This is a genomic window from Pannonibacter carbonis (genome assembly GCF_003012935.1).
Classification (GTDB): Bacteria; Pseudomonadota; Alphaproteobacteria; order Rhizobiales; family Stappiaceae; genus Pannonibacter; species Pannonibacter carbonis.
In genome coordinates this window covers 63,016-75,119 of sequence record NZ_PUDR01000018.1, presented here as the reverse complement: position 1 = coordinate 75,119, position 12,104 = coordinate 63,016, and the positions used below count along the sequence as shown (strand labels likewise).

Genomic DNA, 12,104 nt, shown 5'->3' with positions numbered 1-12,104 from the left:
ACGGCCTCAGAACGCGGGAGAGCCAGTGTTTTTTAAAAGGGGCAGCCCCAGATCTTCACCAATCTTGCGCCTTGCCATGGGCCCCCCACCCCTAACCCCTCCCCACGAGGGGGAGGGGAGCGGAGAGGCCTCAAATCCGACACAGATGATTTCTCCGGCCCAGGAACCGACACGACACGCAGACCAGTCCCGCCTTACAGCTCGTGGGCCCAGGGCGGGTTGGCGCCGGCGCGGGAGACGGTGACGGCGGCGACGGACGTGGCGCGGGTGAGGGCGGCGGTGAGGACTGCGTCGCTCAAGGCGCCGACGCCCGTCTTGGTCAGCGCACCGGCCTCGGCAAGCGAGGACAGGAACCCGGCGTTGAACGTGTCACCGGCACCGACCGTGTCCACGACCTCGACCTTGCGGGCGGGAACGGTGATGTCCTGTGTCGCCGTCAGGGCGCGGGCGCCGTCCTTGCCGAGGGTCTTCAGGACGACCTTGATACCGCCGGCGATCCAGGATTTCGCCATCGTGTCGAAATCGGAGCCGGGGGCGTACCACTCGAGGTCTTCCTCGCTGAGCTTCAGGATGTCGGCCTTGGCGAAAATGCGGGACAGACGAGCACGGTAGGCCGTTTCATCGGTAATGAAACTGGGGCGGATGTTGGGATCAAGCGCAATCACCCGCGATCCGGCCTCGCGCATCAGCAGCGCTTCCAATGCCGTGCCGCAGGGCTCGCCGATCAGGCTGATGCCGCCGAAATAGAGCGTCGAGACAGCGGCCGGCAGGGCCGGCAGGTCGGCGGCCGTGATCATGCGGCCGGCGGAGTTCTCGTCGTAGAAAGTGTAGGTGGCGTTGCCGTCCTTCAGCCGCACGAAGGCGAGGGTCGTCGGGCGCGGTGAGCGGATCGTCAGGTCGGAGGCAACGTTCGAGGCGGCGAGATGGGCGAGGAGCTGCTCGCCGAACAGGTCGGTCGAGACGCCATAGAGGAAGCCGGCCGGTGTGCCGAGCCGGCCGAGGGCCAGCGCCGTGTTGAAGATCGCGCCGCCGGGCACGGGCAGGAATGCAGTTCCTTCGCCGCCGATCTCTCTCGGCAGCATGTCCATCAGCGCTTCACCGCAACACAGGATCATCGGTCAGGTCCATCCAGAAAGCAGGGCCCCCTCTTCGGGCGAGGGGTGTTCACTTGTGGTCATCACAGGGCGCTTTTTGTGCCCCGGATCCGGCAGCGACGCAAGGTCAGGGGCGCTGGTTTCCAGTCCGGTGCCGACACGAAGCTGACCGTTGACAGGAGGCACTTTGCACGTCTAAATGAAACCGGTTTCACATTCACCCGGGAGGCGCCCTTGGGCTTCGACCTTTCGATCCTGGCCAAGCATGTGCCATTCCTTCTGGAGGGTCTCTGGCTGACCACGGTGGTCTGCCTCGGCGCACTGGCGGGCAGCATCGTGCTTGGCATTGTCGTGGCTGCCTGCCGCACGGCCGCTTCGCCGCTGGCCCGGCGCCTGTCGGCGATCTATGTCGACGTGTTCCGCAACATCCCCTTCATCGTGCAGCTGTTCTTCTTCTATTTCGGGCTGCCGGAAGTCGGGATCTACATCGAGGCCGCGCCGACCGGGATCATCGCCCTGTCGATCGCCGGCGGCGCCTATACGTCGGATGTGATCCGCGCGGGCATTCTGGCCATCGAGCCGGGTATCCTGGAGGCGGCAGAGGTCAGCGGTCTTACCCGGCGCAAGATCTTCACCATGGTGATCCTGCCCATCGCGCTCCGGACCTCGATCCGGCCGCTGGGGGCGGTCTGCGTCAATCTGGTGCTGACCTCGTCGGTGCTGTCGACGATCACGCTGAACGAGCTGACCGGCTCGGCGAAGATCGTGGCGGCCGAGACGTTCCGGCCCTTCGAGGTCTATGCGGCGCTGCTCATTGCCTATGCCTGCCTGACCTACGCGGTCTCCGGCCTGTTCGGCGCGCTGCACCGCCATGTCAACCGCCATACGGCCGGGGAGGTGGCGTGATGCGCTACACCGAGTTTACCCCCTATGACATCGTCCTTCTGCTGCAGGGCCTGTCGGTCACGCTGTGGCTGTTCGTTGCCTCGACGCTGATCGGCGGCGCGCTCGGGCTCGGCTTTGCGGTGGTGCGCTACTACCGGGTGCTGCTGCTGCGCCAGCTGGTGCACGGGCTTGCCGAACTGCTGAAAAACTCGCCCGTGCTGGTGCAGCTGTTCCTGGTGTTCTTCGGCCTGCCGGTGCTGATGAAGATCAACCTGACGCCGTCGCAGGCGGCGCTGATCACGCTGTCCGGCAACACGGCGGCCTTTGTCTATGTGATCGCGGTTTCGGCCATCGAGGCGATCTCGCGCGATCAGATCGAGGCGGCGCGGGTGTTCGGCCTGACACGCTGGACCATCCTGAGACGGGTGATCGCACCGCAGGCGCTGGCCTTTGCGATCGGGCCGCTGACGGGCCTGCTGGTCAACCAGCTGCAGGTGACCTCGCTCATCTCCGTCATCGGCGTCATCGACCTGACCAAGGTCGGCCACATCCTCAACCTGCGCACGCTGAAGCCCTTCATCGTCTGGGCTGTCGTGGGCGCGCTCTATTACCTCACCGCCAAGGCGGTCGCCTATGCCGGGTCCCGGCTGGAACGGCGGCTGCGGGCGCATACGGACTGGAAGGGGGTCTGATGCTCTCCGTCAACGGCCTGTGCAAATCCTTCGGCACCCACAAGGTGCTCGACGGGGTCAATCTCACGCTCAATCCGGGCGAAGTGGTCTCGGTCCTGGGCGCCAGCGGCTCGGGCAAGTCGACCCTGATCCGCTGCATCAACGGTCTTGAGACATTCGAGGCCGGGGCGATCACGGTCGATGGCTTCGATGTGGCCAAGCCAAAGGAGCTGGCGGAAGCACGCCGCCGCTCGGCGACCGTGTTCCAGCAATTCAACCTCTATCCGCACATGACGGCGGTGGAGAACATCGCGCTTGCGCCCGTCGAGGTGCTGAAGCGGCCCAAGGCCGAGGTGATCGCAGAAGCGCGCGCGCTGCTCGACCGGGTCGGCCTGGCGCACCGGGCAGATGCCTATCCGGCGCAGCTGTCGGGCGGCCAGCGCCAGCGGGTCGGCATCTGCCGGGCGCTTGCCATGCAGCCGCGCTATCTGCTGCTCGACGAGGTGACCAGCGCGCTCGATCCGGAGATGACGGCGGAGGTGCTGGACATCCTCAAGGTGCTGGCGACCACGGGAACGACGATGCTGTTCGTCACCCACGAGATTGCCTTCGCCCGCTCCATCTCGCACCGGATCGTCTTTCTCGAGAAGGGCGAACTCATCGCCGACATGCCCTCGGCTGATTTCTTTTCCGAACGGGGGCGGTCGCTGCCACGCGTTGCCCAGTTCCTGTCCAAACTGCAAGGGGAAGCCCTCTGATGATCCTCATCGCCAATTCCGAGGCCTGGCCCGGCTTTGCCAAGACGGTGGCCGCCCTGAAGGCCGGAACCTACGGCATCGACGCCATGATCGAGGGCATTGCCGAAGTCGAACGCGAACCGAAGGTGCGCAGTGTCGGCTACGGCGGCTGGCCGAACATGATCGGCGAGATGGAATGCGATGCCGGCGTGATGGATGGCACCACCCGCGAGGTGGGCTGCGTGGGCGCCGTGCCGAGCACGATCCCGGTGGCAGCCCTCGCCCGTGAGGTGATGCGCCGCCTGCCGCATGTGATGCTGACCGGAGCCGGCGCCCGCCGCTTTGCCGATGAATGCGGCTTTGTCCGCGACGACGCTCTGTTTCCCGACAGCAAGCGGGTCTGGTGGGAACGACTGGAACAGGAGCTCTCGCCCGAGGATCAGGCAAAGTTCCCGGACATCCCGCTGGTGCCGCTCAACCACACGATCACCGATCCCGAGCGCGTGCGCGACACGACGGTGTTCCTCGCCCGCGATGCAGCTGGCGGCGCCCATGCGGTGACGTCGACCTCCGGCTGGGCGTGGAAATATCCGGGCCGGCTGGGTGACAGCCCGATCCCGGGGGCCGGCTTCTATGCGGACAGCCGCTATGGCGCGGCCGCCTGCACCCACACCGGCGAGATGACCATGCGCGCCGGCACCTCGCGCAGCATCGTCCTCGGCCTGCGCATGGGCCTGTCGCTGACCGAGGCCGTCGACCTTGCGGTGGCCGACGTGCGCGACCTGACCGGCGGCTTCATCGGCGCGCTGGTCATCCATGCCATCGATAGTCGCGGCAACCACCGGGTTGTCGCCCTGAATTGCCACGAGCCGATCAAGTACTGGCTGTGGCATCCCGGCCTTGCGGAGCCCGAGCACCGCGAGGCGGAACATCTGACTGCATAACCATAACCACAACCTGGAGGGTCGTGACTGATGTTGAGACTGATGAAACTGGCGGGCGCCGCGCTCGCAGCAAGCCTTGTGTTCACCGGTGCGGCGAGCGCCGGCAAGATCGACGAGATCCGCTCGCGCGGCGTCGTGCGCATCGGCGTGTCGCTGGGCGGTGAGCCGATCGGCTTCCGCGACGCGCAGAACAATCCCGTCGGCTATGACGTGGACGTAGCGACGCGCCTTGCCGAGAAGCTGGGTGTGCCGGTGGAATTCGTCGACGTGTCGGGCGATGCCCGCATTTCGATGCTGGTGTCCGGCCAGATCGACGTGGCGGTCGCCAACACCTCGGCGACGCTGGAGCGCGCCAAGACCGTCGACTTCTCGATCCCCTACAACCGGGCCGGCCTGCGCGTCATCGTGCAGAAGGACGCGGGCATTGCCTCGCTCGACGACCTCAACGGCAAGAAGGTCGTGGTCGGTCGCGGTTCGACCGGCGAGACCTTCATGAAGGCCAAGGTGCCGGGCGCCGAGCTGGTCTACACCGATACGTTCTCGCCGGACGGCGTCCTGCTGCTGCAGCAGAAGCGCGTTCAGGCGGCCATCGAGGACTCCTCGCTGCTCGACTATCTCGCCACCACCTCCGACAATCTGGTGACGCTGCCGGGTCTTTACTCGAACGATCCGATCGGCATTGCGGTCGCCAAGGGCGACCCGCATTTCACCCGTTGGCTGGACATGTTCGTCTCCGACTACATCCAGTCGGGTGCCTATGAGGCGAATTACAAGAAGTGGTGGGGTGAGGAATCCAACCCGCCGGCCCTGACGCCGCTCTGGTAACAGGCAAGGCTGCCGGTGCGATGGTGCCGGCAGCCTCAGTTTCAAGCAGCTGATACCGTCAGCCCGGACGAGAGCGAAGCGGAGATCCGGGACCGAAGCGTCACTGTTCCTCGACTTTCGGTACAATGAACAGCTCAGACCTCGGCTCTCCGGTCCCGGCTCGGCGCATCGCTTGGCCGGGATGACGAAGGTGAGTGCGAGGCTTGCCTCCCGCCAGTCCGCCAGAGGACGTTCAGCCTTCTGCCGGCCAGCGCTCGAAGGCGGCGGGGCCGCCGCAGGAGGGATGCGGCATGAAGCTGCCGGGGATGGTGATGACACCTGCCGGCTCCTCGAACAGCTCGGGTTGCCGGAGATGGTCGATCACCCGGGCGATGTAGGTATCAAGGTCATAGCCGATGGACGAGATCGGATAGGCTTCCGAGCGGGCGAGCGGCAGCGCGTCAAATCCGTAGATGGCCCAGTCCCCCGGCTTGCGGGCAATGTCCGCCCGGCCGGCATCGATGACGCCCATGGCCATGGCATCGGCGGTGGCGAAGATCGCGGCCTCCGGTCCATCGCGCAGGACGGCGGCTGAGAGGCTGCGGCCACTTTCATAGGAATAGTCACCGGCATGTTCGGCACTCAGGGTGAGGCCCTGGGCGGCGAAGGCGGCGCGGTAGGCGGCGATGCGCGCCTGTTCCACCGGCGAGGTCTGGCGGCCCGTGACGAGCACGCCCCGGCTCTTGCCACGCGCCCTGGCATGGGCAACGGCTGCGGCAATCGGCGTTGCCTCGTCGGCGACAATCGAGGGAGCCGTGTCATCGCGCATGCCGTTGAGCATCACGATCCGGTTGGTGCGGAACATGGTGCGGACGGTTGCGGCATTGGCGAAGTCGGAGAAGACCAGCGCGGCGTCCACATGCCAGGCAACGCCATTGCGCAGGAACTCCTCGACCCGGTCGAGCGAGCCAACGCGCAGCAACACGACCTGCTTGCCGGTGTCCTGGATGGCCGCGATGAGGCGATCAAAGAGGACAAGATCGGAAAAGTCGTGAATGTGATTGACGATGACCGCGACCAGATTAAGCGTGCGCGACTTGAGGCTGCGGGCGATCAGATTCGGCTTGAAACCGAGCTGCTCGGCCGCAGCCAGCACCTTTGCCTTCTTCTCGGCCGACACGGGGCGGTCCTCCGGCGACAGCGCGCGGGAGGCGATGGCACGCGACACCCCGGCAAGCGCGGCGACATCCGCGATGGTGATGTTGGTCGAGGGCTTGTCTTTGGAACTCATACGCTTTTTTGACGGGTCCCGGGCGGGGCGTCAATCACAACCGGAAGAACATGTCTGTCACAATGAGCAAATCCATGCTGGCCTGTTTTGATATCGGCGCAAGTGCCATCAAGCGCGCCCCCTTCCACGCGCCCTCCGACCGACCGGTTGCGACGCGGCTGGCAACGCCGCTCGACGACCTTGACCTGTTCGCGGCAACGCTTGGGCAGGGGATCGCCGACATGGAGCGGTCGCAAGCCGCTGAGGCCGTGGCTGTCGCGATCTCGATTGCCGGGGTGATTGATGCGCGGACGGGGATCATGACCTGCGCCAACATCCCCGCGATCCACGGGCGCACTCTTTCGGGCGAACTCTCCGCCCGGCTGGGGCGGCCCGTGTTCATCGCCAATGATGCGGATTGCTTTGCCCTGGCGGAAGCCAGCCAGGGGGCGGGGCGGGGGCATGACGTTGTGTTCGGCGTGATCCTCGGCTCCGGCGTCGGCGGCGGGCTGGTGATCAACCGGCGCATCGTTTCCGGGCCCGGCGGCTATGGCGGCGAATGGGGGCATGGACCGGTGTTCGGCTGTGTGCCGGCCTCCCGCGAGCGCCTGGAGGCCGCAGGTCTGCCGGTGTTCGACTGCGGCTGCGGCCAGGTTGGCTGTGTCGATACGGTGGGCGGTGCGCGCGGGCTGGAACGCCTCCACCGCTTTGTCGGCGGCGCGGCGCTGGCCAGCCACGAGATCACCTCCGGATGGCTGGCCGGCGAGACCAAGGCCAGCGAAGCCATTGACCTTTATCTCGATCTTGTGTCCGGGCCGCTGGCCATGATGGTCAACACGGTCGGCGCCTCGGTGCTGCCGGTCGGCGGCGGGCTTTCGGCCTGCCGGCCCCTGGTTGCGGCGCTGGACGAGCGCTTGCGGGCCCGCATCCTGTGGCGCAGCGACGCGCCGCTGCTGGTGCCGGCCGAACTTTCCCCCGAGCCCGGCCTGATCGGCGCGGCGATGCTCGGCCTGACCCACCTGTCGGAGATGCGTGATGTCTGATGTGCTGCCAGAGGAGCTGCCTGAGGTGCTGCTTGAAGTCTGTGTCGACGGTCCGGAAGGCTTGCTGGCGGCGGTGCGGGGCGGGGCGGGGCGCGTGGAACTCTGCGCGGCGCTGGCCATCGGCGGGCTGACGCCGGCCCCTGGGCTGATGGCGCTGGCCGCCGAGCAGCCGATCCCGGTGTGGCCGCTCCTGCGCGTCCATCCCGGGCCGTTCCGCTACACCCCGGCGGATGTGCGGGTGCTGAAGGCGGACATGGACACGGTGGCCGGTTTCGGCCTGGCCGGTGTGGTGATCGGCGCCAATGATGCCTCCGGTCAGCTGGACCGGCCTGTGCTGGCGGAGCTGGCGGACCATGCCCGCGCGCGCGGCCTCGGGCTGACGCTGCACCGGGCCTTTGATCTGGCGGCGGTGAATGATCCGGAGGGTGCGGTGGATCTGGCGGTCGAGCTTGGCTTTGACCGGATCCTGACGTCCGGTGCGGCGCGCACGGCGGAGGCGGGGCTTGCCGTTCTGGAGCGGATTGTCGCCCATGCCGGCACCCGCATTTCCATCCTGCCGGGCTCGGGCATCTCGCGGGCCAATGTGGATGCGATTCTCGACCGGCTGGGCGTGCGCGAGGTGCATTCCTCCTGCTCGGCCCCCGATCTGACCGGCACCGAGGGTGAGCGGGCGCTCGGCTTCCTGGCCGATGCGCCCAAGCGCACCGACGAGGCGACAGTGCGGGCGCTGGTGCAGCATCTAGCCGCGCGAGGGCACTGAGGGCGCGCGCGCAGACATCCCCTTCGTCGCTCCTGCGAAGGCAGGAGCCCAGTACCCCCGGTGAGAGTTTTGTGCTTCAGGGCACTTGCGTCCGGAACCGAGCTACTGAGCGCTCGTGACAGACTGTGAGCGGGTTTTGCTGCCCTGAGCTTTGTCGCTAGCGCCTCGGTTACTGGGCTCCTGCCTTCGCAGGAGCGACGAAGGATAGGGGTCAGTGTTTCACCTAAAGGTCGGCACATGAGGGCCGGTTGCCGGGATTATTCGCCCGGCGCGCCTTTGGCGCCTGTGCTGCGGCTGGTCCGCCGCTTTTCCATCAGCGTCAGGACCAGTGGTGCGAGGGCGACCAAGAGAACGATGCGGGCGATATGGTGGCTGGCCACATAGGCGACCTCGGCCTTCATGGCGAGGGCGATGAGGCTCATTTCGGTGAGGCCGCCGGGGGCATAGGCGAGCACGATCTGCGCCGGGGTCTGCATCATGACGGCCCCGAACAGGGCGGCGAAAATCAGGGTCAGGGCAAGCGTCATCACCGTGGCGCCGAAGCTCAGGGCGAGGGCCTGGGTGACCTCGCGGAGGCCGGCTCCCAGAAAGCGGCAGCCCATGATGGTGCCCATCAGCACCTGAGCCGCGATGACCAGAAGTGCCGGCGGGGCGCTGGCTGTCAGGCCGGTGATATGCACGGCCGCGCTCAACAGCATCGGTCCCATCAGGGAGGCTGCCGGCAGTCGAAGCTTCGTGGCAACAACCGACCCCACAACGCCGCACAGAACCAGCAAAATGATGTCCACAAGGTCGAGGGGATTGTTCGTCGTCAGCGCCGAACCGACGCTCTGGCCCTCGACAATGCGGAACCAGAAGGACACGAGGCAGATCGTCACCACGATGCGGGCCGCATGGGCGAGAATGATCTTGCGTTCGTCACCGCCCAGGTCCTTGCCGAGTGTCACCATTTCCATCAGGCCGCCCGGCATGCCGGAACAGAAGGCGGTAACGCGGTCGAAGCCGCCGAAGCGCTGGTAGAAGGGGACTGCCAGAAAGCCGGCGATCAGGAGATAGAGACCGAGAAGGCTGAGAGATATGGCCCAGTCACCGAGCCGGTCGACGAGATCGGGCGAGAAGCCGGACCCGAGCATGACGCCGATGACGGTGACCAGTGCCGGGCGCAGCCGTGCCGGAGGCAGGATCGGGGCGCGGCTGATGGCGGCGATCATGGCGAAGATCATCGAGCCCAGGGTCCAGGGCAAGGGCATGTGCAGAAGATAGAAGATCCCGCCCCCGAGCGTTCCCACCGCAATCCCCGCAAGGACGCGGACGAGCACCTGGAAGGTGGGCCGATCCTCAGGTTCGAGAGGATCGGCAACAGGTTCGCCGGAAGCGGTGGTCGGGGCTGGATCAGACACGGTACTTTTCGATGAATTCGTCGATGGACAGCATGCGGATGTCGGGCAGGGCGGCCTTGAGGGCGTCGTGGCTCCAGTCCCACCAGGCGATGGCCTGCAGGGCTTCCGCCTGGGCTTCAGAGAATCGCCGCTTGATCAGACGGGCCGGAACACCGCCAACGATTGTATAGGGCTCGACATCCTTCGACACAACCGCGCCGGCGCCGATGACCGCGCCGTTGCCCACCGTCACACCCGCGAGGATGGTGACGCCGTGGCCGATCCAGACATCATGGCCGATGGTGACCCAGTGATCCTTGCGCCACTGGAAGAATTCGGCGTCATCCTCGCCGAGGCCATACTGGGCGGCGCGGTAGGTGAAATGATGCTGGCTGGCGCGCCAGGTGGCGTGGTTGCCCGGGTTGATGCGTACGCCTTCGGCAATGGAGCAGAACTTGCCGATGGTGGACCAGACGATGTTGCCGCCCTTCACGATGTAGGAGTAGTCACCCACGCTGGACTCGCGCATGGACACATGCGCCATGATCTCGGTCCATTTGCCGATCTCGCAATCGACCACGGTGGCGGTCTCGTGGATGCTGGGGGCTTCGGAGAGCATTTTCATGAAAAGGACACCGTTGTCTTTGCGGAGGAAGCGGCTGCGCCGCCTCTCGGGCGGCGCAGGGCAGTGGAGTATGGGCATCTGACCGCTGACCGGGCGTTCAGTGCGGCTTTTCACCGATAAAATGCGCCCGAACCTTGCCGGACAACCAGTCGATGACGAAGACACAGATCAGGATGTTCAACACGACGAAAGCGACCTGATCGAAGTACCCGGCCCGGAAGCGGTCTACCAGAACCTTGCCGATGCCACCGGCACCGACAATGCCCAGGATCGTGGCACTGCGGACGCTCGATTCAAAGGAATAGAGCGAAAGCGAGATGAAGACCGGTGAGATCTGCGGCAGGTAGCCGAAGCGCATGATCCGGATCGGGCTGGCACCGGTCGAGCGGATGCCTTCGACCTGCTTGCGGTCAACGTTTTCGATGGCTTCCGAATAGAGTTTCGACAGGGTTCCGGTATCGCTGACGAAGATCGACAGTACGCCTGCAAGAGGTCCAAGACCGACTGCCCGGACGAAGACCAGCGCCCAGATGAGGCTGTCGATGCCGCGCAGGAGATCCAGGAAGCGACGCACGACATGCCGGACGATGTTTCGTGGCATTGTGTTGCGGGCGGCTGCAAAGGCGATCAGCAGGGCGGCTACGGAACCGAGAAGGGTGCCGAGGAAGGCCATCGCAATGGTTTCTGCCAGGCCCTGATAGATGCCGGCGTAGTCCCATTCGCCCATGTGTTCCCAGACGAAGAAGTGCTGGAACATACGGATGGCACGCTCATTGAAAGCAAAGAGTTTCCAGAACTCGAAGTACCAGAGGGACCAGCCGAAATAGCCGAGCGCAAGCGCCCAGCAGATGGCTGTGAAGAGGCGGGCACGCGGATTGCCGAAGGCATCGGGAAACTGTGCCCTTGCGGCCGCAATGTCGGCGGCCGACACGGTCATGGCCTTGACGGCGCTCATATCAGGTTCTCCCGGCCAACGAGGTGGGTGCGCAGGCGCTCGGAAATCAGGTCGATCACCGTGACGAGGAGCACGATCAGGATCAGGACCGCCATCACCCGGTCGTCATTGTAGAAACTGATGGTGTGGTTCAGTTCCTGGCCAATGCCGCCGGCGCCGACAAAGCCGACAATGGAGGAGGAGCGGACGTTGATCTCGAAGCGTAGCAGTGAATAGGAGACAAAGTTGGGCAGAACCTGCGGCACGATGCCGAAGCGCATCTCATCCCACCAGGTTCCGCCGACCGACCGAAGGCCTTCGACCGGACGCATCGAGGCATTCTCGTTCACTTCCGAGAACAGCTTGCCGAGTGCGCCTGCGGTGTGGATGGCGATGGCCAGCACCCCGGCGAGCGGTCCGATGCCAAGGGCAAACACCAGCAGCAGCGCGATGATGATCTCCGGAACGCCGCGCAGGACTTCCGTCGTGCGCCGGGCCAGCACGTTGATCCAGCGCAGCGGCGCCAGGTTGCGGGCAGCCGGGAAGGACAGCAGGAAGGCGATCGCTGCGCCGAGCATGGTGGCCGTAATGGCCATCAGGACGGTTTCGAACAACAGCTGCAGGTATTTGCCGAGGTCGCTGTACCAGTAGAGGATCGATCCGGGTACGGCCTTGCCGTTGGCCTGGCGGGCGGCGAACAGGTTGTCGGCTTCAAGGTTCGGCATCACCGTGCCGAAATATTCAAAGATCCGGGGCAGTCCGGCCCAGAGCCTGTCCGGATAGAATTTCGAGACATAGATCGAGACAGCCAGCAGCAGTGCAAACAGCACGGCCATGGCGATGTTCATGAACAGCCGGGACCGCTGCAGTTCGGCGCGATGTTTCTCGAATATCGTGACCGGGTCCTGGCCGGGCTCGATCACGAAAGCGGGTGTGGCAAGATGGTGGGATGACATGG

13 protein-coding genes are annotated in these 12,104 nt (G+C 65.5%); 7 read left to right on the top strand and 6 right to left on the bottom strand.

The features are described from left to right. Positions 1–194 precede the first annotated feature (194 nt). Positions 195–1,115 carry a carbohydrate kinase family protein gene (locus tag C8348_RS19680; protein WP_106755010.1) on the bottom strand — a complete coding sequence of 307 codons (921 nt, stop codon included), beginning with the start codon at positions 1,113–1,115 and terminating at the stop codon, positions 195–197. A gap of 213 nt (positions 1,116–1,328) precedes the next feature. Between C8348_RS19680 and C8348_RS19675 the strand changes: the two genes are divergently transcribed. From C8348_RS19675 to C8348_RS19655, 5 genes are read left to right on the top strand one after another with little or no spacing between them, the layout of a single operon-like run. Continuing rightward, on the top strand, positions 1,329–2,000 hold the full coding sequence (locus C8348_RS19675; protein WP_106755009.1) for an amino acid ABC transporter permease: 672 nt from the start codon (positions 1,329–1,331) through the stop codon (positions 1,998–2,000). Further along, on the top strand, positions 2,000–2,671 hold the full coding sequence (locus C8348_RS19670) for an amino acid ABC transporter permease (RefSeq protein WP_106755008.1): 672 nt from the start codon (positions 2,000–2,002) through the stop codon (positions 2,669–2,671). Before C8348_RS19675 ends, C8348_RS19670 begins: the two co-directional genes overlap by 1 nt. After that, positions 2,671–3,408 (top strand): amino acid ABC transporter ATP-binding protein, encoded by a 738-nt coding sequence (locus C8348_RS19665; protein WP_106755007.1) that lies wholly within the window; start codon positions 2,671–2,673, stop codon positions 3,406–3,408. The genes C8348_RS19670 and C8348_RS19665 overlap by 1 nt, the downstream gene beginning before the upstream one ends. Continuing rightward, a complete protein-coding gene (locus C8348_RS19660; RefSeq protein WP_106755006.1) occupies positions 3,408–4,331 on the top strand; it encodes an isoaspartyl peptidase/L-asparaginase in 924 nt (307 codons plus the stop codon). The genes C8348_RS19665 and C8348_RS19660 overlap by 1 nt, the downstream gene beginning before the upstream one ends. A 30-nt stretch (positions 4,332–4,361) precedes the next feature. After that, complete coding sequence (locus tag C8348_RS19655) at positions 4,362–5,156, top strand: transporter substrate-binding domain-containing protein (protein ID WP_106755005.1); 795 nt, start codon at positions 4,362–4,364, stop codon at positions 5,154–5,156. A gap of 232 nt (positions 5,157–5,388) precedes the next feature. Here C8348_RS19655 and C8348_RS19650 read toward each other — a convergent pair whose 3' ends face one another. Next, positions 5,389–6,426 carry a LacI family DNA-binding transcriptional regulator gene (locus C8348_RS19650; RefSeq protein WP_106755004.1) on the bottom strand — a complete coding sequence of 346 codons (1,038 nt, stop codon included), beginning with the start codon at positions 6,424–6,426 and terminating at the stop codon, positions 5,389–5,391. A gap of 74 nt (positions 6,427–6,500) precedes the next feature. Here C8348_RS19650 and C8348_RS19645 point away from each other — a divergent pair, with 74 nt between their 5' ends. Together C8348_RS19645 and C8348_RS19640 are read left to right on the top strand one after the other, a co-directional pair. Then, positions 6,501–7,448, top strand: coding sequence for an ROK family protein (locus C8348_RS19645; protein WP_106755003.1), 948 nt, complete (start codon positions 6,501–6,503; stop codon positions 7,446–7,448). After that, positions 7,441–8,208 carry a copper homeostasis protein CutC gene (locus C8348_RS19640; protein WP_106755002.1) on the top strand — a complete coding sequence of 256 codons (768 nt, stop codon included), beginning with the start codon at positions 7,441–7,443 and terminating at the stop codon, positions 8,206–8,208. The genes C8348_RS19645 and C8348_RS19640 overlap by 8 nt, the downstream gene beginning before the upstream one ends. Positions 8,209–8,465: 257 nt before the next feature. Here C8348_RS19640 and C8348_RS19635 read toward each other — a convergent pair whose 3' ends face one another. From C8348_RS19635 to phnE (C8348_RS19620), 4 genes are all read right to left on the bottom strand, one after another. Continuing rightward, a complete protein-coding gene (locus C8348_RS19635; RefSeq protein WP_208983831.1) occupies positions 8,466–9,608 on the bottom strand; it encodes an AbrB family transcriptional regulator in 1,143 nt (380 codons plus the stop codon). Beyond that, positions 9,601–10,212 (bottom strand): DapH/DapD/GlmU-related protein, encoded by a 612-nt coding sequence (locus C8348_RS19630; RefSeq protein ID WP_106755018.1) that lies wholly within the window; start codon positions 10,210–10,212, stop codon positions 9,601–9,603. Before C8348_RS19630 ends, C8348_RS19635 begins: the two co-directional genes overlap by 8 nt. 97 nt (positions 10,213–10,309) lie before the next feature. After that, positions 10,310–11,167 carry a phosphonate ABC transporter, permease protein PhnE gene (gene phnE, locus C8348_RS19625; RefSeq protein ID WP_198647155.1) on the bottom strand — a complete coding sequence of 286 codons (858 nt, stop codon included), beginning with the start codon at positions 11,165–11,167 and terminating at the stop codon, positions 10,310–10,312. Then, positions 11,164–12,102 carry a phosphonate ABC transporter, permease protein PhnE gene (phnE, locus tag C8348_RS19620; protein ID WP_106755016.1) on the bottom strand — a complete coding sequence of 313 codons (939 nt, stop codon included), beginning with the start codon at positions 12,100–12,102 and terminating at the stop codon, positions 11,164–11,166. The genes phnE (C8348_RS19625) and phnE (C8348_RS19620) overlap by 4 nt, the downstream gene beginning before the upstream one ends. Positions 12,103–12,104 lie beyond the last annotated feature (2 nt).